Genomic DNA, 18,281 nt, shown 5'->3' with positions numbered 1-18,281 from the left:
AGGATGATTCATGCAAATTCACCGACCTGATACCCAGGAACCGGAGCTGCAACGCAGCCTGTCCAATCGCCATATCCAGCTGATCGCCATTGGCGGGGCCATCGGTACCGGTCTGTTCATGGGCTCGGGCAAGACCATCAGCCTCGCCGGTCCCTCGATCATCTTCGTCTACATGATCATCGGCTTTATGTTGTTTTTCGTGATGCGTGCCATGGGCGAGCTGTTGCTGTCCAACCTCAAGTACAAATCCTTTATCGACTTCTCCGCAGACCTGCTGGGCCCCATGGCCGGATACTTCACCGGCTGGACCTACTGGTTCTGCTGGATTGTGACCGGCATTGCCGATGTGATCGCGATCTCCGGCTATACCCATTTCTGGTTCCCCGATATCCCGTTATGGCTGCCTGCCATCGGCTGCGTCGCGTTGCTGCTGTCACTGAACCTGATCACGGTGAAGATGTTCGGCGAACTGGAGTTCTGGTTTGCCATGATCAAGATCGTGGCCATTTGCGCACTGGTCTGCACCGGGCTGTATATGGTGACCACGGCGTTTCAGTCACCCACCGGCAATTCGGCATCGCTGGCCAACCTGTGGAATGACGGCGGCATGTTCCCCCATGGGCTGATGGGCTTTTTCGCCGGTTTCCAGATTGCCGTGTTTGCCTTTGTCGGCATCGAGCTGGTGGGCACCACTGCGGCGGAGACCAAAAACCCGGAGCGCAACCTGCCGCGGGCGATCAACTCGATTCCGCTGCGTATCATCATGTTCTACGTGTTTGCGCTGATTGCGATCCTGGCGGTCACCCCGTGGCGTGATGTGGTGGCTGACAAAAGCCCGTTCGTTGAACTGTTCATGCTCGCCGGTTTGCCCGCAGCCGCAGGCATCATCAATTTCGTGGTGTTGACCTCGGCAGCGTCTTCGGCCAACAGCGGTGTGTTCTCCACCAGCCGCATGCTGTTCGGTCTGGCAATGGATGGCGACGCGCCGAGCAAGTTCAAGAACCTGTCGAGCCGTGCGGTACCGTCCAATGGCCTGATCTTCTCCTGCATCTGTCTGCTGGCGGGCGCGCTGGTGATTTATGTGGTGCCCAACCTGATGGAGGCCTTCACCCTGATCACCACGGTATCGGCCACCTTGTTCATGTTTGTGTGGACCATGATCCTGCTGTCCTACCTGGCCTATCGTAAAAAGCGCGATCACCTGCACCGTGCCTCGAAGTACAAAATGCCGGGTGGCAAGTTCATGGTCTGGGTGTGCCTGACCTTCTTCGTGTTTATCCTGACTTTGCTGGCGCTGGAAGATGACACTCGCCAGGCGCTGTACATGGTGCCGGTGTGGTTTGTGGTGCTGGGCCTGGGCTATCGCACGGTGCTGCGCAACAAGCAGGAGGCTGCGGACCTGGCTTGCCAGACCGACTGATGGCCGCTTCACGACATTGATTCTGCCCGGGGGGCGGCACAGGGCGTGCCGCCCCTCGTTGTTTGCTGTCAGGGAGTGCCAGGCCATGCGAATTCACGTTACCTTCAAAGACCGCGTCGGCATCACCCAGGAAATCCTGATGCTGCTGGGCGCGCGCAATCTCAACCTGGACGCGGTGGAGATGAGCCCGCCGAATGTCTATATCGATGCACCCACTCTGTCGCAAAAAGTGCTGGAGGAACTCCACCACGCCTTGCTGGGGGTAGCAGGGGTGCAGGCTGTGGACCTGGTGGACATCCTCCCGGGCCAGCGCCGCCGCCTGCAACTGGAGGCCTTGCTGGCCGCCATGAGCGACCCGGTGATGGCGGTGGATCCCGACGGCTGCGTGCTGCTGGCCAACCCCGGGCTGACGGATCTTTATGGCAGCGACCCCACCGGAGAGCCGTTGTCGAATCTGTTCGCGGCCCCTGACCTGGCCCGTACCCTGATCGATAAAGGCTTTCGCCTGCCCATGTGCGAAGTGAATTTCAAGGGTCGCGACCTGCTGCTCGATGCCACGCCCATCAGCGGCGGCAGGGATGTTCTGGTGGGCGGGCTGTTGACCCTGTATCCGCCGAGCCGTATCGGCGAGCGGCTGGCGTCCTTGTTGCGCGACCCGGCTGAAGGGCTGGAGGCATTGCTCGGCAAGTCACTTGTGCTGGAAGAACTCAAGACGCGGCTGCACAAAGTGGCGAGCCTGGATGCGCCGCTGCTGATCCAGGGCGAAACCGGCACCGGCAAGGAACTGGTGGCCCACGCCTGTCATGCCATGAGTGCCCGCCGCGATGCGTCGTTCCTGGCCTTGAACTGTGCAGCGCTGCCCGAGAGCCTGGCCGAAAGCGAGTTGTTCGGCTATGCCGCCGGGGCCTTTACCGGTGCCCAGCGTGGCGGCAAGCCGGGGCTGCTGGAATTGGCAGACCGTGGCACGGTGTTTCTCGATGAGGTGGGGGAGATGTCTCCGTACCTGCAAGCCAAGCTGCTGCGGTTTCTCAGCGACGGCTGCTTTCGACGTATCGGCGGCGAGCGCGAAGTGAGGGTCAATGTGCGGGTGCTCTGCGCGACCCACCGCGACCTGGAGCGCATGGTGAGGGAGGGGACTTTCCGTGAGGATCTGTATTACCGTCTTAACGTCCTCAATCTGCTGGTGCCACCGTTGCGCGACCGTGGCATGGACATTCTGCTGCTGGCCGAACACTTTCTGCGCCAGGCCTGCGAACAGATTCACCGCTCGCCCTGTCAACTGGCTGTGGCGACCCATCCGCTGTTGCTGGGCAATCGCTGGGCGGGCAATGTTCGGCAACTGCAAAACGTCATCTTCCGTGCGGCAGCCACCAGCGAGGGCGATGTGATTGATTGTGGGGATCTGGAACTGGCGGGTACCGAGCTAACCGGCCAAAAGGCGGCCAGCGAAGAAGTGACCAGCCTGGAAGCGGCGGTGCAAGGCTTTGAAAAAACCTTGCTGGAGCGTTACTACGTGGCCTATCCATCGACCCGGCAGTTGGCCTCCAGGCTGCAGACGTCGCATACCGCCATTGGCCAGCGGTTGCGCAAATACGGCATAACCTCGCGTTCGTAACCCGCACCGCTGAACGGTAGATACTCTGTTGGAGATCAAGCCCTATCGTGGGAGCGAGCCTGCTCGCGAACGACCTTCGCGAGCAGGCTCGCTCCCACAGTTGCAGTTTTTCCTGTGGCCGCTGCGCTCCTCAGCGGCTGCATTCAGTGCGCGCAGCGTGCGTTGGTTCGAGTGGTGTGATTCTGCTCCAGTGGAATGATTTCGCTCCGTGCCCATCCTGACCCCGCCCTTGCGGGATCAACCCGCCAGACCCTCTCCAGAGCTGGAGCAGTTTCACTCCACTGCTTTCGTCACAATGCTTTCTTTTTTATTTAAGTTATTGATTTTAAAAGTTTTTTAAAACTTGGCATTGCCTTTGCTCTTGTCCTGTCAGTTGCGCCTGTTCGTCCTGCACCAGGACACATTGATAACAAGAGAAAAGTCCATGAGCACTCTGCGTTTTACTCCTGAACACGAATGGCTGCGCCTGGAAGCATCGGGCCAGTTGACCGTTGGCATTACCGACTTTGCCCAGCAGGCACTGGGTGATGTGGTGTTTGTGCAGGTACCCGAGCTGGGGGCGTTCGAGGCAGGTCACGAAGTGGCCGTGCTGGAGTCGGTCAAGGCAGCCAGCAATATCACCATGCCGCTCACCGGAGAGGTGGTGGCCGTTAACCAGGCTCTGGCCGATGACCCGGCACTGGTCAATGCCTCACCCATGGGCGAAGGCTGGTTCTTTCGTATTTGCATCGAAGACATGTCGGCTTTCAACGATCTGCTCGACCAGCAGGCCTATGACGCCTTTGTTGCCGAAAACGGCTGATATCGCCGCGCAGGCATTGCTTGAATCTCTAATAAAAAGGAAATCCCTCATGTTCCATAAAAGCCTGACCCTGTCCGATTTCGACCCCGCCCTGTTCGACGCCATTACCCGCGAGGCGCAACGTCAGGAAGAGCATATCGAGCTGATCGCCTCGGAGAACTACACCAGCCCGCAAGTAATGCAGGCCCAGGGCACCGAGCTGACCAACAAATACGCCGAAGGCTACCCGGGCAAGCGTTATTACGGCGGCTGTGAGCACGTTGATGTGGTCGAACAACTGGCCATCGACCGCGCCAAACAACTATTCGGCGCAGGCTATGCCAACGTCCAGCCGCACTCCGGTTCACAAGCCAACGCGGCGGTGTACCTGGCGTTGCTGCAAGCAGGCGACACTCTTCTGGGCATGAGCCTGGCTCACGGCGGCCACCTGACTCATGGAGCCAAAGTCAGTTCTTCGGGCAAACTGTACAACGCGGTGCAATACGGCACCGACGCCAATGGCCTGATCGACTATGACGAGGTCGAACGCCTGGCCCTGGAGCATCGGCCCAAAATGATCGTGGCCGGGTTCTCGGCCTACTCCAAGACCCTGGATTTCCCGCGTTTTCGTGCCATTGCCGATAAGGTCGGGGCGTATCTGTTTGTGGACATGGCCCATGTCGCCGGGCTGGTGGCAGTCGGTTTGTACCCCAACCCGCTGCCTTACGCCGATGTGGTCACCACCACCACCCACAAGACCCTGCGCGGGCCGCGGGGCGGGCTGATTCTGGCCAGGGCTGATGCCGATCTGGAGAAAAAACTCAACTCGGCAGTATTCCCCGGCGGGCAGGGCGGCCCTCTGATGCATGTAATCGCTGCCAAGGCGGTGTGCTTCAAGGAGGCGCTGCAACCAGGCTTCAGGGACTACCAGTTCCAGGTGATCAAGAATGCCCAGGCCATGGCTGAAGTGTTCAAGCAGCGCGGCTATGACGTGGTTTCCGGCGGCACCGACAACCATCTGTTTCTGGTCAGCCTGATCCGCCAGGGCATTACCGGCAAAGATGCCGACGCGGCACTGGGCCGTGCCCATATCACCGTCAACAAAAACGCCGTGCCCAACGATCCGCAGTCACCGTTCGTGACCTCGGGCCTGCGTATCGGCACCCCGGCGGTGACCACCCGTGGCTTGCAGATTCCCGAGTGCCGTGCGCTGGCCACCTGGATCTGCGACATCCTCGACCATCCGGGTGATGCGGCGATCGAGGCCCGGGTTGCCCGTCAGGTCGGCGAGCTGTGCGCACTGTTTCCAGTGTATTCGGCCTGAATGCATACCCGTGTGGAGCCAAGCCATGAATGCACCATTGCCTGTTACCAGCCGCCCGCAGCCCTTGCAGACCGGGGTAAAACTGCGGGGAGCCGAGAAGGTGGCGCGTATCCCGGTGAAGATCTTGCCCACCGAAGAAATCCCGCGCAAGCCAGAGTGGATCCGCGTGCCCATTGCCACCTCGCCCGAGGTGGCACGGGTCAAGGCGCTGCTGCGTAAGCACAAGCTGCACAGTGTGTGCGAAGAAGCGGCCTGTCCAAACCTGGGCGAGTGTTTTTCGGGCGGTACTGCGACCTTTATGATCATGGGGGATATCTGCACCCGGCGCTGCCCGTTCTGCGATGTGGGGCACGGCCGGCCCAAACCTCTGGACAGGGACGAGCCGAAAAACCTGGCGATTGCCATTGCCGACCTGGGCCTCAAGTATGTGGTGATCACTTCGGTGGACCGTGATGACTTGCGCGACGGCGGCGCGCAGCACTTTGTCGATTGCCTGCGTGAAATCCGCAAGCTGTCGCCCGGTGTGCAACTGGAAACCCTGGTGCCCGACTATCGCGGGCGCATGGATGTGGCGCTGGCGATCACTGCGCAGGAGCCCCCCGATGTGTTCAACCACAACCTGGAAACCGTACCGCGACTGTATAAAGCCGCACGCCCGGGGTCGGATTTCGGGTGGTCACTGGACTTGCTGCAGAACTTCAAACACCGGGTGCCCCATGTGCCGACGAAGTCGGGGCTGATGCTGGGGCTGGGCGAGACGGACGAAGAGGTGATCGAAGTGATGCGGTGCATGCGCGAGCATGAGGTCGACATGCTGACCCTGGGCCAGTACCTGCAACCTTCGCGCAGCCACCTGGCGGTACAGAGGTTTGTGCACCCTGACACCTTCGCCTGGTTTGCCGAAGAAGGGTTGCGCATGGGCTTCAAAAACGTCGCCTCGGGGCCGTTGGTGCGCTCGTCCTATCATGCCGACAAGCAGGTACTTAACACCTTGTAGCAGCTGCCGGAGGAACGAGGCTGCGTTCGGCGGCGCAGCCGTCGTAAAACCGGATACAGCGGTGTGTCAGACAAGTGCCGGATTCAGGTTTTACGGGCGCTGCGCACCCGAACGCTGCCTCGTTCCTTCGGCAGCTGCTACGGTACGTGGCGTTCAATCCTTATTCAGTGCCTTGATGATCGCTTCAAAATTGCCCTGCAACTCAGTCACGGGATCGGTGCCATCGGCACCGATCACCACCAGCGTGCTGCCACCCTCGGCAATGGCTTTTTGTACCTCGGCTGAAGGCTGGCGATGGTCCAGCACCAACGCCACTTCATTGTTTTTCAGGGTTTGGGTCAACCCTTGCAGTGATTCAGGTGTCCAGGTTTCATCACCCTTGTGATTGACCTCGACCCGCTCCAGATTCAACCCGCCAATCAGATAATCCAATCGGTCGGACAGGCTCACCACACTCAAGTTGTCCGCCTGGGCCAACTGCGCTTCGCTGTCGGCGCTGAGCCTGAGCAGGCGCTGCTTGAGGCTCGCCAGATTGGCTTCGATCTGCGGCTTGGCATCCGGTGCCAAGCGCACCAGATCGGCAGCGATCACATCCGCCATGCGCCCCATATTGTTGCTGGTCAGCCACGGTTGGCTATTGAGACCATCGACATGAACACCTGGTTGCACGGCAATGCCCGGCAGGCTGCCGTCCACCGGCCGCGCCGCGTCCACTTCAACAATGCGGATATTGCTGCGCCGCGCCATCGGGTACAGCGGATCGTCGCTCCACAGGGAGCGCAGGCCGATCACCGCATCGGCTTCTGTGGCCAGCGAGTGCAGGGCCGGGGCACCACGGCTGCTGAAATAGGCACTCTGGCGGCTGCCCGGCAGGTTGGCCGGTGCTGCCCGTTGCAGTTTCACGCCGCTGTCCTTGAGCAGCAGTTCGCTCAACCCAAAGGTAATCGGCAGGCTGGCCAGTACGGTGGTTTCGGCCAGCACCGGGGTGCTCAACAGACCGGTGAGGGCCAGGGCGAGGGTCAGTTTGCGCAGAGTGAACATTTATCCAATATTCCCTTTCAGGCTGGGCACCACGCCACGGGCGATGGCGGCGAGGGCGAAGGCGATGCCGGCCATCAGAATGATCGCGGCACCGGACGGGATCGGCAGGTCAAACACGATGGGCAGCAGAATGCCGCACAGGGTGCTGACGGTGGCGATCAGCACCGAGATCCAGAAAAACCCTTTCAGCGACTGGCTGAGCAATCGTGCCGCCGCCGCAGGAATCACCAGCAGGGCGCCGACCAGAATCGCGCCGATAACTTTAACGGCGGCGACGGTGATCAGCGTCACCAGAATCACGAACAGGTAGTCCAGCGCCTTCACGGCCACCCCGCGTACAGCGGCCAGTTGCGGGTTGAAGCTGGCCAGCATGATGCGGTTGTACAGCGGCAAGCTGAGGCCCAGCACCAGCGCGCCGACCACGGCCAGTACCAGCAGGTCGTTACCGTTGACCGTCAATACCGAACCGAACAGCACGTTTTCGAGGATGTGCACGTTGATCTTGCCGGCCAGAATCAGCAGCAGGCTCGCGCCCAGGGCCAGCGACACCGAGAGGAACACTCCGATCAGCGTATCCGGTGCCAGCCCGGTGCGGTTGCGCAGGTAGTTGAGCGAAATCCCGAACAGCAGGCAGTAGCCGAACAAGCTGCCATAGGGGCCGGTGTAGGGTTCGCCGAGCAGGATGCCGATGGCCACGCCGGTCAGTGCGGCATGGCCCACGGCCTCGGAAAAAAACGCAAAACGCTTGACCACTACCAGGGTGCCCAGGCCACCCAGCACGGGGCCGATCAGCAAGCCTGCGAGCAGGGCGTTGACCACAAAGCCATACGCCAGTACTTCTGGCAGATAACCGGCAGACGCCCAGCCCTGGACTAGCAAGCGGAAGGCTTCGTAACTCATGAAAGGGCGCTCCCGTGAGCCTTGGGATGGGTCGAAAACAGCGTGAGCAAACGTTCCGGGCTCAGGGTTTGTTCCGGCGCCCCGTCGAACAGCACTTGGCGGTTGAGCCCAGTGACACGCTCGGCCAGGCGCTTGACGGCGGCCAGGTCGTGTTCGATCCACACCACCGTGACCCCGGCCCGGCGCCAGTCCGTCAGCAGTCGTTCAAACACCTGGGCACCGGCTTCGTCCAGCGCCGACATGGGTTCATCCAGCACCAGCAATTGCGGTGCCGGGATCAGCCCCTGGGCCAGCAGCACCCGCTGGCGTTCCCCGCCGGACAGCGCGCCCATGCGCCGCTTGCGTTTGTCTTGCATGCCCACCCGTTCCAGCGCTTCGCCGATGGCCGGGGCGACCTTGCGCGACAAGCCCATAAAGGCCGGGCGACGCTGGCACATGGCGGCCATAAAATCATCGACGGTCATCGGCAGGCCACGGTCGAATTCCAGCGCCTGGGGCACATAACCAATAAGCCCCGGCTCACCGGGCCAGTTCAGGCACAGGCGACCCTGATGGGGCATTTGCCCCAATAGCGTCTTGATCAGCGAACTTTTACCGCCGCCGTTGGGCCCTACCAGGGCATGCACACTGCCGGGGCGGATGCTGAAGCTGACATGATCGAGAATGGGCGTGCGCCCCAGGGTCAGCGACACCTGGTCAAACTCCACCCCCGGCCCGCAGGCCGTGACGCAGAGGCGTTCGGCGGCGGTCATGCGCCGGCCTCCTGGATTGCCCGGACCACGGTATTGAGGTTGCCGGTCATTTCTTTTTCGTACTTGTCGGCGCTGTAGTCACCGTAGGAAATATGCGACAGCGGGTACAGCCTGACCCCTGACTCGCGCTGAATGGTGTCGACGTAAGTGGACGGGAAATCCATCTCGGAGAAGATCACCTTCACGTCCAGTTCGCGCAATTGGTCGATGGTTTTCTTCAGCTGGCTGGGGCTGGGCTCGATACCGTGGGCAGGTTCGACCACGGCCGTCACTTCCAGGCCAAACTCGCGCAGCAGATAGTCGTAAGCCGCGTGCACCGTGGCTACGCGCAGGTCGGCATTGGGCGCCTGGGTCAGTTTGGCCAGGGCATCGGCGCGCATCTGGCGCAGGCGTTTGCCGTAGGCGCGGGCATTGGCGGTGTAAGCCTTGGCGTTGGCCGGGTCGAGCTTGCCCAGTTCACGAGCAATGTTGTTGACCTGAGCGATCGAGGCGCTGATGGACAGAAAGGTATGCGGGTTGACCACCTTGCCTGCACCCCGTGCCGCGTTACCCGTGGCGGCCAGCAGCGGTACGTTCTGGTTGGCCTCGATCACCGGGATCTGCGGTTTTTCGCTGGCCTCGATCATGCGGTCGGCGAAGTCATCATGGCCCACACCATTGAGCACGATGACATCCAGGGTGCCGATGCGCTTGATGTCTTCAGCGCGGGGCTCGTAGGCGTGCGGGTTGAACCCGGCCGGAATCAGCGGCACCACTTCAGCCCTGTCACCGACGATGTTTTTCACATAGCTGTAGTAAGGGTGCAGGGTGATGCCGATACGCAGCGGCTTGGCCAGGGGCGCGGGCGCGGTGTCGGCGCTGACCAGGGGAGACAGGCAAAGGGCGAACAGGCTGGCCAGCAACAGGGTGCGGCGGCGCAATACAGATGAAATCGACATGGCGAGCAGTCTTCTCTCAGGGCAAGCGGTGGGTTCAGTGGCGGTGCTGACGGGTAACCCCGGCATCGAATTGCGCGATCACTTGTTGCCAGCCACTCTGGTTGAGGGCGGCATCGTCAAGGTCGGCAGGGACACTGGCGCCGGGATTGCGGTTAAGCCACACGTCCGGTTGATCGCCAATGCGCAGCAGAAACGAGCCTGCCACTTCAGGGCTGGGGCTCAGGCCCAGGTACGCCTGCTCGCCGAGCAACTGCCAGGCGTGGTTGCCACGGCTCACCGAACTGGCGTCTTGGGCAAAGGGCGCGAAGCCTTCTTCGGCCAGTTGCGCGGGTTGGGGCAGGGCGGCGGACTCTTCGCGCAGCAGCAGGATTTCGTCCAGGGTGACCCGCAGGTCGGCATAGATCCCTTGTTCGGCGGCATTCAGGTCGCGGCGCGCATCCAGCTGATGGGCCGCCACCGACGTCACTTCGCTGGATTCATGACGCCAGGCCACCACCGAGCCGGCCACGGTCACAATCAGCAGGCACAACAGCAGCACATACAGGGTTTCATGCCCCGCCCCGGCCGGGCGTACGACTTGAGTACTCATGGGGCCTCGATATCGGCTTGGTCGATTTCAACGATATGGCCGGGGCCGGCGTCGAAGAGCACATAAAACTCGGCATCCGGACGTTTGAAGGTCAGGGTCGAATCGGCCCCCAGCTTGCCGGGTACCAGGATGGTTTCGTCGTAGCCGATCACGTCCAGGGTCACCCCCGGTGCGCCGCTGCCATCAGAAAACCCGCCGGTGCAGCGGATTTGTCCGTCTTCAATGGCCTTGCATTCGCACATCGGGTTGTGGGCCTGTGCCTGGCTGCAAACGCCGATCAAGGCGATCAGGGCCGTTGCCAGGGCAGGTGTTTTAAACAGGCGCGCATGCATTATTTCGCTCCTCGTTGGGCCAGCCAGGCGAGGGTTGCCGGTGAGGCCTGGCTCAGGGGAATGGCGGCCTGGTGCATGGAGCCGTCCCACCCTTCGAGGGTGATCCACAGCTCGGCATCGGCCTTGGTGCGTTCCGGGATGGGCAGGGTGGCGCCCATGCGATAAGGCGTGCCGAAGAAAATCACCCCGGCGGCGCGCAGGCTGCGCGGTTTGCCGATACGCAGGTAGGCGGCCTTGACCTGATCGATGCAGGTGTCACACAGGGCCGCGTTAAAACTTTTCATATAACCTGCCGGGCCATCGGGGCGCGGGGCCTCGTTGCGCAGCTCGGCCAGTTGCAGGCTCCAGGGGCCGACCTGCACGGTGCCGATGTCGCGCTCGCCCAGGCCGCTGTCGCCGCGAAACAGGGAAGCGTCGGCAAAGTACTTGGGCATAAAGCCCAGCGGCACCAGTAACAGCAGGACATTGATGTGAAAGCGCCATTTGTGCCACAGCCGGCTCAGGGTGGACGCAGGCTGTGCAGCCGCTGCCTTGCTCATACATTGGCCTCTTCGTGCTGTGGTTTATGCGTCGAGACCGCGGCTGCCCGCCGGGGTTTTTCGCTGCGTTTGAGGGCATTGGCGGTGGCCAGGGCCGTACGTTTGGTCCAGATCAACAGGCCGCTCAACACCATCATGCTGAGAATCAGGCCGAAGAAGAACCAGATCAGCTTGACCCACAACCCGCCAAAATCGCCGGTGTGCAGCGGGCGCATGGACTCGGTCACCAGCTCCAGCCCGGAGCGGTCGGCAATCATCCGTGAGCCTTCGATTGCGCCGTTGTACGGGTTGATGTCGGCAGTCTGGAACAGCAGCGGGTACCAGCCCGGGCCGCCCACTTCGATATGCCCGTAGGCATTGCTCGGCAGGCTGACAAAGCTGGCTTCCAGCCCCGGGATGTTGTCGGCGGCAATCTTGACCGCCTGATCGAGGCTGATCTGCGGTGCTGGCTTGCCGTCCGGCATAATCGGCACATCCTGGCGGGCCACAACCGGCGGGTTGCCTGCGGTCGAGATGGAGATCTGGTTATCAAACATGAAAGCCTGGATCAGGAACCACAGACCGGTGATGGAAATCACTGCAATAAACCAGATCGACCAGATGCCGCACAGGCGATGAAAATCCCCCCAAAAAATCCGCGCCCCGTGTTTGAAACGCAGATTGGGCTTGAAAAAGCCTTTCCAGAACTTCTTGTAGACCACCAGCCCGGTGATCAGCGATGCCAGCAGCGGCAGGCCGAGGAATGACACCAGGTACCAGCCCCAGCTATAGCCGTTGGTAAAGGGCACCAGCCACCAGCCGTGGAGGGCGCGGGTAAAGGCCTTGAAGTCAAAGCTGGGGCTTTCGCCCTGGATCACCCCGGTATAGGGACTGATATACAACGATGGCGAGCGGCCGTCCGGGTACACCACGCTGGCCACCAGGGCAAAGTGCGACTCGTCCGGGCGGCTGATCGACTGTACGGCCAGCGTCGGTTCGGCCTTGTGAATGGCGCTCAGTACCTGCTCGTAAGTCAGCAGGGGTGCATCATCGGCCGGTTGTGTGGCACGGGCCTCGGGGGTGGCCAGCCAGACGATCTCCTGGCTGACCACAGCCAGCGTGCCGGTCACGCAGACAATCAGCACAAAGAACCAGATGGGCAGGGTCATCCAGCTGTGAACCAGGAACCAGAGTTTTGAACGGGATTTTTTGGACATGGGAAACGGCAAACTCGCGGCGGGGCGGGTGTGTAATCGCCATTGAGAAGCGACTGCTTATCCATGTAGGACGGATGAGAAGAGCAAAACCCGAAGCTAGATATGTAAAAAATTGTTTCTTGTTCTCATTCGCTTGTAGCAGCTGACGAGCGGAGCGAGGCTGCGTTCGGCGGCGCAGCCGTCGTGAAGTCAAGCGTCTCGGTGTGTCAGGTAGATTGAGTGTTCAGGTTTTACGACGGCTGCGCCGCCGAACGCAGCCTCGTTCCTTCGGCAGCTGCTACAAGGGCCAGTATCACCCTAGAGACCGCCCCAATTTCCAGTACCCCATCAAGGTCAGGCCCGAACGGTCCATGCCGCACTCATGGACGAAAAACCGCCTGATTGCCATCACCGCCATCGATTCTCCGGCTACCCAGGCATAAAACTCATTGTGTTTGGCGCTGGCCCGATCCCATAGGCGCTGGTTATCCAGATCCAGTTCTTGCAGTTCAGCGCACGCCCGGGCCTGCATGCGTCTGGGCGGCAGGCTGGCCAGTTCGCGGGCGGCCAGAAGCATGCCATCGCCATGCTGTTTGCCCAGGCTGGCACGCGGCAACCAGTGCACCTTGGTGTTCGGGCCACAGAGCAAGGGCTGGCAGTCAGCTTCTTGAGGAACTTCAATAAAGGCCTGGACCTGGGGGGTGTCGGGGTGCAGGGCAAGTTCTTCAAGGATGCCGGCAATGGCTGGCAGCGCAGTTTCGTCGCCGATCAGCAACAGTTTGCGCATGCCTTGCGGTGGCTGCCATTCATAGCCACCGGGGTCGTCGGTGCAGGCTGCATTGGGCGCTGCGATCTGCAGGCGATACCCCGCCCTGGCCTGGCTAGCCCAGCGTGTGGCGGGGCCGGTGACGCCGTGGAGAACGAAGTCGATATCCAGTTCGCCGGCCTCTGTGCGCAGGTTGCGAAGGGTGTAGGAGCGCATGGGTGGCACTGACTCGGGGCTCATATCCCGCAGGGGCGCTCGCCAGTCGCTCTGTTTGGGCAGGTTGGCGGTGGCGCCGTTGGCGCTGGGGAACAGTAGCTTGACCCGTTGGTCGGGTGCCAGGGTGCGCATCAGCGCCACATCGCTACCGCTGAACACAAAGCGCGTCAGTGACGGGCTCAAGGTGATGCGGTGCTTGAGCTGGATATCGAACAGACGATATCCCGCAGGCTTGCTCAGACGATTGCGCAGGTTTTGCACCAGGGTGGCAGCGGCGGACATAACAGCACCTCAATAGCAGGAGTCGTCTTGTATAACGAGCCATTGCGCGCCGAATTTAAGGGGCTGGGGGTTAGGCACCGAACCCGATCTGTGCAATCAGCCACAGGTTGGCGCAACTGATGACTGCAAACAGAAACCACGCCAGCAGCCGCGTCGGCAGTCGGTTGGCGAACGGGCCCATAAGTCGTTTGTCGCTGGTCATGCGGATCAGCGGGTACAGGGCAAAGGGCAGTTGCAGGCTGAGTACCACCTGGCTGAGGATCAGCAGCTTGCCCACCGCATCGTCGCCCATCAGCCACACGCCCAGGAATGCAGGCACCAGCGCCAGCCCGCGGGTGATCAGGCGCCGTTGCCAGCAGGGAATCTTCAGGTTCAGATAGCCCTCCATGATCACTTGCCCGGCAATGGTGCCGGTGAATGTCGAGCTTTGCCCCGAGGCCAGCAATGCCACGCCGAACAGGATGCTGGCCATGGCTCCGCCCACCAGCGGGTCGAGCATGCGGTAGGCGTCCTGGATCTCGACCACGTCGGTATTGCCGGTCTGGTGGAAAGCGGCCGCAGCGAGGATCAGGATGGCGGCATTGACCAGCAGCGCCAGGGCCAGGGAGCCGATGGTGTCGATGCGTGAAAGGCGTACGGCATCCAGTTTGCTGGCGTAGTCGCTGCCGGTCAGGCGTGTCTGGACGATGGAGCTGTGCAGGTACAGGTTGTGCGGCATCACGGTGGCGCCAATGATGCCGATGGCGATGTACAGCGGTGCTGCGTCGCTGATGGCCGACAGTGACGGTTTGAAGCCCTCGAACACGTCGGGCCAGTAAGGTTTGATCAGTACCAGTTCGACAAAAAAACAACCGACGATAGTCATCACCAGCGCCAGCATGATCGCTTCCAGTCGGCGAAATCCACGCCCTTGCAAGGCCAGCACCAGCAAGGTGTCGAAGGCAGTGAGGGCGATGCCGGTGGTCAGCGAGCAGCCCAGCAGCAGATGGAACGCCAGCGCGCAGCCGAGTACTTCGGCCAGGTCGGTGGCGATGATCGAGATTTCCGCCAGCAGCCATTGCACCCGCGCCGAGCGCTTGCTGTAGCGCTCACGGCACAGCTGCGCCAGATCGCGGCCGGTGGCGATGCCAAGGCGCGAACACAGGCATTGCACGGCCATGCCCGCGAGGCTGGCGAGCAGTACCACAAACAGCAGGTGGTAGCCGTAACGTGAGCCAGCTTCGATGGCGGTGGCCCAGTTGCCGGGGTCCATATAGCCGATGCTGATCAGCAGGCCGGGCCCGGCAAAGCGCAGCACGCGCCTGAAAAACGGCGCGCTGGCGTCGACGGGCACGCTGCCACTGACTTCGGAGGGGCAGAAGGGCGCAGTGGCGGTTGTTGGCAGGCGGAATTTCAAGCGCAGGCTCCGGGTCAGGCAGGGTGGGGCAATGGCACCGGGGTGAGAACGGGTTTGCCGGCAAAAAACGCCCGCAGGTTATCGACCACCAATTGCACCGTGGCTTCGACCGCGTCGGGTGACTGGCCGGCCACATGCGGGGTCATGACCACGTTGCCGAGGGTTTTCAGCGGGTCGGGTACCAGGGGTTCGTCTTCGAACACATCCAGCCCGGCCCCGGCGATTTTGCCGGCGGTCAGGGCGCTGATCAGCGCCTGGGTATCGACCACGCTGCCGCGGGCAATATTGATCAGGTAGCCCTCGCTGCCCAGAGCGTCCAGCACACGGGCGTTGACCAGGTGATGGGTGGCACTGCCACCGGGGGTGGCGATCATCAGGAAATCCACCGCAGCGGCCAGTTCCAGCACGCTGGCACAGTAGGTGTAGGGCGAGTCGGGGTGCGGCTGGCGGCTGTGGTAGTGGATGCTCATGTCAAAGCCGTGGGCCGCACGTTTGGCGATGGCAGCGCCGATGGCGCCGAGGCCGATAATGCCCATGCGTTTGCCCGACAGTGACGGCTGGCGCACCTTGACCCATTCATTGCGGCGGATGCTGGCGTCGGCCTGGGGGATGCCGCGCACCACGGTCAACAGCAGCGCCATGGCGTGGTCGGCAACCGATGAAGCATTGGCCCCGGCGCCAAAGGTCACGGTAATGCCCAGGTTGCTGGCGGCCTGCAAATCGACCTGTTCGAAGCCGGCGCCGATCACGCAGATGATTCGGAGCAGGGGCAGGGCAGCCATTTCATCGGCCTGCAAGCCCAGCGGGCCGCGAGTCAGCACGGCGTCGATGCGGGCGCCGTGTCGGGCTATGGCTTCGGCGCGGCTGGCGGGGGTGGGCGCAAGGATCAGCTCGTAGCCCTGGTTCTCCAGCATATGCAGGTAATCGTTAACGCTCTCTACCAGCACCAGCACAACGTGGGGCATAGGTCTCTCCAGCCAGGGGATGTCGGGAATGAGCCGAGATTAACACCGGTATAGGCTGTTTTTCCCCGTATCAATTCGATACAAACGCTCTATTACAGCTTTTTTCAACCGTGTGGCGGCCGGGCTGAGTCCTGTACTGGAGCCGGGCCGGGTCGGCCTGTTACCATTCGCCCTTTGTTTTATCTTCACTTCGAGACCGCCCATGACCACCGTTCGCACGCGCATTGCGCCATCGCCTACCGGCGACCCCCACGTCGGCACCGCTTACATTGCTTTGTTCAACTACTGCTTTGCCAAGCAGCATGGCGGCGAATTTATCCTGCGGATCGAAGATACCGACCAACTGCGCTCGACCCGCGAGTCCGAGCAGCAGATCTACGATGCCCTGCGCTGGCTGGGTATCACCTGGAGTGAAGGCCCGGACGTCGGCGGCCCGCACGGCCCGTACCGTCAGAGCGAACGTAGCGACATTTACAAGAAATACACCCAGCAACTGGTGGATATGGGCCATGCGTTCCCGTGCTTCTGCACGAGTGAAGAGCTGGACCAGATGCGCGCCGAGCAAATGGCCAAGGGCGAGACCCCGCGCTACGACGGTCGTGCGCTGCTGTTGTCCAAGGAAGAAGTCGCTGAACGCCTGGCCGCTGGCGAACCTCACGTAATCCGCATGAAAGTGCCGACCGAGGGTGTCTGCGTGGTGCCGGACCTGCTGCGCGGTGACGTTGAAATCCCGTGGGACCGCATGGACATGCAAGTCCTGATGAAAACCGATGGCCTGCCGACCTACTTCCTGGCCAACGTGGTCGACGATCACCTGATGGGCATCACCCACGTACTGCGTGGCGAAGAGTGGCTGCCATCGGCACCCAAACTGATCCTGCTGTATGAATACTTCGGCTGGGAACAACCGCAGCTGTGCTACATGCCGCTGCTGCGCAACCCGGACAAGAGCAAGCTGTCCAAGCGCAAGAACCCGACCTCGGTGACGTTCTACGAGCGCATGGGCTTTATGCCTGAAGCGATGCTCAACTACCTGGGCCGCATGGGCTGGTCGATGCCGGACGAGCGCGAGAAGTTCTCGCTGCAGGAAATGGTCGACAACTTCGATCTGAGCCGTGTATCGCTGGGCGGGCCGATTTTCGACGTTGAAAAGCTGTCCTGGCTCAATGGCCAATGGCTGCGTGATTTGCCGCTGGACGAGTTCGCCAGCCGCGTACAGCAATGGGCGCTGAACCCCGAGTACATGATGAAAATCGCGCCGCTGGTACAGGGCCGTGTCGAGACGTTCAGCCAGATTGCACCGCTGGCCGGGTTCTTCTTCTCGGGCGGCCTGCAACTGGATGCCAAACTGTTTGAGCACAAGAAACTGTCCAACGAGCAAGTGCGTCAATTGATGCAGTTGATCCTGTGGAAGCTGGAAAGCCTGCGTCAGTGGGAAAAGGACGCCATCACCGGCAGCATCCAGGCCGTGGTTGAAAGCCTGGAGTTGAAGCTGCGTGATGCCATGCCGCTGATGTTTGCCTCGATCACGGGGCAGGCCAGCTCTGTGTCGGTGCTGGACGCCATGGAAATCCTGGGGCCGGACCTGACCCGTTTCCGTCTGCGTCAGGCGCTGGACCTGCTGGGTGGCGTGTCCAAGAAAGAAAACAAAGAGTGGGAAAAGCTGTTTAACGCGATTGGTTAACAGGGCGTAAAAAACCGTAGCAGCTGCCGAAGGAACGAGGCTGCGTTCGATTGCGAAGCAATCGTAAAATCTAAATGCACGGTTTTTCAGTCAAATCGAGCATTCTGCATTTACGACGGCTATGCCGCCGGACGCAGCCTTCGGCAGCTGCTACAAGGTTTTGGTTGGGGTTTGGCCCCGTATTTACGGGGCGGGAAGGGTAAGTGGTTGTTCTCACGGCAAATTTTTTTAAAAAAGTTTAAAAATAAGTTTGACAGCCTACCCATCCAGTCTTAATATGCGCCCCGTCAACACAGCAACACGAAACAAGCAGAACGCAACACAGCAACACCCAAGACTGAAAGTTTGGGGCTATAGCTCAGCTGGGAGAGCGCTTGCATGGCATGCAAGAGGTCAACGGTTCGATCCCGTTTAGCTCCACCAAATTTACTGTTCAATGCCTGGCCACACCGGCATTGAATCGACCAGCACTCAGCGCTGGTCAAGTTAGAAGGTTTGTGTCCCCTTCGTCTAGTGGCCTAGGACACCGCCCTTTCACGGCGGTAACAGGGGTTCGAGTCCCCTAGGGG

At 61.2% G+C, this 18,281-nt stretch carries 17 protein-coding genes and 1 tRNA gene; 7 read left to right on the top strand and 11 right to left on the bottom strand.

Features of this window, described 5'->3' with window-relative positions; genetic code table 11:
- Window positions 1-10: 10 nt before the first annotated feature.
- From cycA to lipA, 5 genes are all read left to right on the top strand, one after another.
- Window positions 11-1,420 (top strand): D-serine/D-alanine/glycine transporter, encoded by a 1,410-nt coding sequence (gene cycA, locus GHO42_RS13335; RefSeq protein ID WP_153326528.1) that lies wholly within the window; start codon window positions 11-13, stop codon window positions 1,418-1,420.
- 85 nt (window positions 1,421-1,505) lie between these two features.
- Window positions 1,506-3,035, top strand: a complete 1,530-nt coding sequence (locus tag GHO42_RS13330; RefSeq protein WP_095002732.1) for a sigma-54-dependent transcriptional regulator — start codon at window positions 1,506-1,508, stop codon at window positions 3,033-3,035.
- Between the two features lie 424 nt (window positions 3,036-3,459).
- Window positions 3,460-3,837, top strand: a complete 378-nt coding sequence (gene gcvH, locus GHO42_RS13325) for a glycine cleavage system protein GcvH (protein WP_153326526.1) — start codon at window positions 3,460-3,462, stop codon at window positions 3,835-3,837.
- 49 nt (window positions 3,838-3,886) lie between these two features.
- Window positions 3,887-5,140 carry a serine hydroxymethyltransferase gene (gene glyA, locus GHO42_RS13320; protein ID WP_153326524.1) on the top strand — a complete coding sequence of 418 codons (1,254 nt, stop codon included), beginning with the start codon at window positions 3,887-3,889 and terminating at the stop codon, window positions 5,138-5,140.
- A gap of 25 nt (window positions 5,141-5,165) precedes the next feature.
- Window positions 5,166-6,137 carry a lipoyl synthase gene (gene lipA, locus GHO42_RS13315; protein ID WP_130871716.1) on the top strand — a complete coding sequence of 324 codons (972 nt, stop codon included), beginning with the start codon at window positions 5,166-5,168 and terminating at the stop codon, window positions 6,135-6,137.
- Between the two features lie 153 nt (window positions 6,138-6,290).
- Here the strand turns inward: lipA and GHO42_RS13310 are convergent, their stop codons facing one another.
- The 11 genes from GHO42_RS13310 to GHO42_RS13260 all read right to left on the bottom strand — a co-directional run bounded on the left by GHO42_RS13310 (window position 6,291) and on the right by GHO42_RS13260 (window position 16,028).
- Window positions 6,291-7,178: a metal ABC transporter solute-binding protein, Zn/Mn family gene (locus GHO42_RS13310; protein ID WP_153326522.1), complete on the bottom strand. Its 888-nt coding sequence runs from the start codon at window positions 7,176-7,178 to the stop codon at window positions 6,291-6,293.
- Window positions 7,179-8,078 carry a metal ABC transporter permease gene (locus GHO42_RS13305; protein ID WP_095018972.1) on the bottom strand — a complete coding sequence of 300 codons (900 nt, stop codon included), beginning with the start codon at window positions 8,076-8,078 and terminating at the stop codon, window positions 7,179-7,181.
- Window positions 8,075-8,830 carry a metal ABC transporter ATP-binding protein gene (locus tag GHO42_RS13300; RefSeq protein WP_095018971.1) on the bottom strand — a complete coding sequence of 252 codons (756 nt, stop codon included), beginning with the start codon at window positions 8,828-8,830 and terminating at the stop codon, window positions 8,075-8,077. The genes GHO42_RS13305 and GHO42_RS13300 overlap by 4 nt, the downstream gene beginning before the upstream one ends.
- Window positions 8,827-9,768, bottom strand: coding sequence for a metal ABC transporter substrate-binding protein (locus GHO42_RS13295; protein WP_095025035.1), 942 nt, complete (start codon window positions 9,766-9,768; stop codon window positions 8,827-8,829). Before GHO42_RS13295 ends, GHO42_RS13300 begins: the two co-directional genes overlap by 4 nt.
- Before the next feature lie 34 nt (window positions 9,769-9,802).
- A complete protein-coding gene (locus GHO42_RS13290) occupies window positions 9,803-10,357 on the bottom strand; it encodes a DUF6162 family protein (protein WP_095002724.1) in 555 nt (184 codons plus the stop codon).
- Window positions 10,354-10,689 (bottom strand): hypothetical protein, encoded by a 336-nt coding sequence (locus GHO42_RS13285; RefSeq protein ID WP_095002723.1) that lies wholly within the window; start codon window positions 10,687-10,689, stop codon window positions 10,354-10,356. Before GHO42_RS13285 ends, GHO42_RS13290 begins: the two co-directional genes overlap by 4 nt.
- The gene (locus tag GHO42_RS13280) at window positions 10,689-11,228 is read right to left on the bottom strand and encodes a thiamine pyrophosphate-binding protein (protein WP_095002722.1); all 540 of its coding nucleotides are present in this window, start codon (window positions 11,226-11,228) and stop codon (window positions 10,689-10,691) included. The genes GHO42_RS13285 and GHO42_RS13280 overlap by 1 nt, the downstream gene beginning before the upstream one ends.
- Window positions 11,225-12,424 (bottom strand): PepSY domain-containing protein, encoded by a 1,200-nt coding sequence (locus GHO42_RS13275; RefSeq protein WP_153326520.1) that lies wholly within the window; start codon window positions 12,422-12,424, stop codon window positions 11,225-11,227. The genes GHO42_RS13280 and GHO42_RS13275 overlap by 4 nt, the downstream gene beginning before the upstream one ends.
- 292 nt (window positions 12,425-12,716) lie before the next feature.
- On the bottom strand, window positions 12,717-13,667 hold the full coding sequence (locus tag GHO42_RS13270; RefSeq protein ID WP_153326518.1) for a siderophore-interacting protein: 951 nt from the start codon (window positions 13,665-13,667) through the stop codon (window positions 12,717-12,719).
- A 70-nt stretch (window positions 13,668-13,737) separates the two neighbouring features.
- Complete coding sequence (locus GHO42_RS13265; protein WP_095002719.1) at window positions 13,738-15,063, bottom strand: Nramp family divalent metal transporter; 1,326 nt, start codon at window positions 15,061-15,063, stop codon at window positions 13,738-13,740.
- 14 nt (window positions 15,064-15,077) lie between these two features.
- Window positions 15,078-16,028 (bottom strand): 2-hydroxyacid dehydrogenase, encoded by a 951-nt coding sequence (locus tag GHO42_RS13260; RefSeq protein ID WP_153384156.1) that lies wholly within the window; start codon window positions 16,026-16,028, stop codon window positions 15,078-15,080.
- 202 nt (window positions 16,029-16,230) lie between these two features.
- Between GHO42_RS13260 and gltX the strand changes: the two genes are divergently transcribed.
- Window positions 16,231-17,712: a glutamate--tRNA ligase gene (gene gltX, locus GHO42_RS13255; RefSeq protein WP_095002717.1), complete on the top strand. Its 1,482-nt coding sequence runs from the start codon at window positions 16,231-16,233 to the stop codon at window positions 17,710-17,712.
- Window positions 17,713-18,059: 347 nt separating this feature from the next.
- A tRNA-Ala gene (locus tag GHO42_RS13250) sits at window positions 18,060-18,135 on the top strand.
- Window positions 18,136-18,281 lie beyond the last annotated feature (146 nt).

Origin of the sequence: Pseudomonas sp. FSL R10-0056 (genome assembly GCF_009600105.1) — a bacterium.
In the GTDB taxonomy this organism is placed as follows: domain Bacteria; phylum Pseudomonadota; class Gammaproteobacteria; order Pseudomonadales; family Pseudomonadaceae; genus Aquipseudomonas; species Aquipseudomonas bubulae.
The sequence above is the reverse complement of the archived record's forward strand: the minus strand, read 5'-3'. Positions and strand labels throughout refer to the sequence as shown.

Coding starts and splice junctions, on each gene's coding strand:
- cycA (WP_153326528.1), top strand. CDS start 11: ATGCAAATTCACCGACCTGATACCCAGGAACCGGAGCTGCAACGCAGC.
- GHO42_RS13330 (WP_095002732.1), top strand. CDS start 1,506: ATGCGAATTCACGTTACCTTCAAAGACCGCGTCGGCATCACCCAGGAA.
- gcvH (WP_153326526.1), top strand. CDS start 3,460: ATGAGCACTCTGCGTTTTACTCCTGAACACGAATGGCTGCGCCTGGAA.
- glyA (WP_153326524.1), top strand. CDS start 3,887: ATGTTCCATAAAAGCCTGACCCTGTCCGATTTCGACCCCGCCCTGTTC.
- lipA (WP_130871716.1), top strand. CDS start 5,166: ATGAATGCACCATTGCCTGTTACCAGCCGCCCGCAGCCCTTGCAGACC.
- GHO42_RS13310 (WP_153326522.1), bottom strand. CDS start 7,178: ATGTTCACTCTGCGCAAACTGACCCTCGCCCTGGCCCTCACCGGTCTG.
- GHO42_RS13305 (WP_095018972.1), bottom strand. CDS start 8,078: ATGAGTTACGAAGCCTTCCGCTTGCTAGTCCAGGGCTGGGCGTCTGCC.
- GHO42_RS13300 (WP_095018971.1), bottom strand. CDS start 8,830: ATGACCGCCGCCGAACGCCTCTGCGTCACGGCCTGCGGGCCGGGGGTG.
- GHO42_RS13295 (WP_095025035.1), bottom strand. CDS start 9,768: ATGTCGATTTCATCTGTATTGCGCCGCCGCACCCTGTTGCTGGCCAGC.
- GHO42_RS13290 (WP_095002724.1), bottom strand. CDS start 10,357: ATGAGTACTCAAGTCGTACGCCCGGCCGGGGCGGGGCATGAAACCCTG.
- GHO42_RS13285 (WP_095002723.1), bottom strand. CDS start 10,689: ATGCATGCGCGCCTGTTTAAAACACCTGCCCTGGCAACGGCCCTGATC.
- GHO42_RS13280 (WP_095002722.1), bottom strand. CDS start 11,228: ATGAGCAAGGCAGCGGCTGCACAGCCTGCGTCCACCCTGAGCCGGCTG.
- GHO42_RS13275 (WP_153326520.1), bottom strand. CDS start 12,424: ATGTCCAAAAAATCCCGTTCAAAACTCTGGTTCCTGGTTCACAGCTGG.
- GHO42_RS13270 (WP_153326518.1), bottom strand. CDS start 13,667: ATGTCCGCCGCTGCCACCCTGGTGCAAAACCTGCGCAATCGTCTGAGC.
- GHO42_RS13260 (WP_153384156.1), bottom strand. CDS start 16,028: ATGCCCCACGTTGTGCTGGTGCTGGTAGAGAGCGTTAACGATTACCTG.
- gltX (WP_095002717.1), top strand. CDS start 16,231: ATGACCACCGTTCGCACGCGCATTGCGCCATCGCCTACCGGCGACCCC.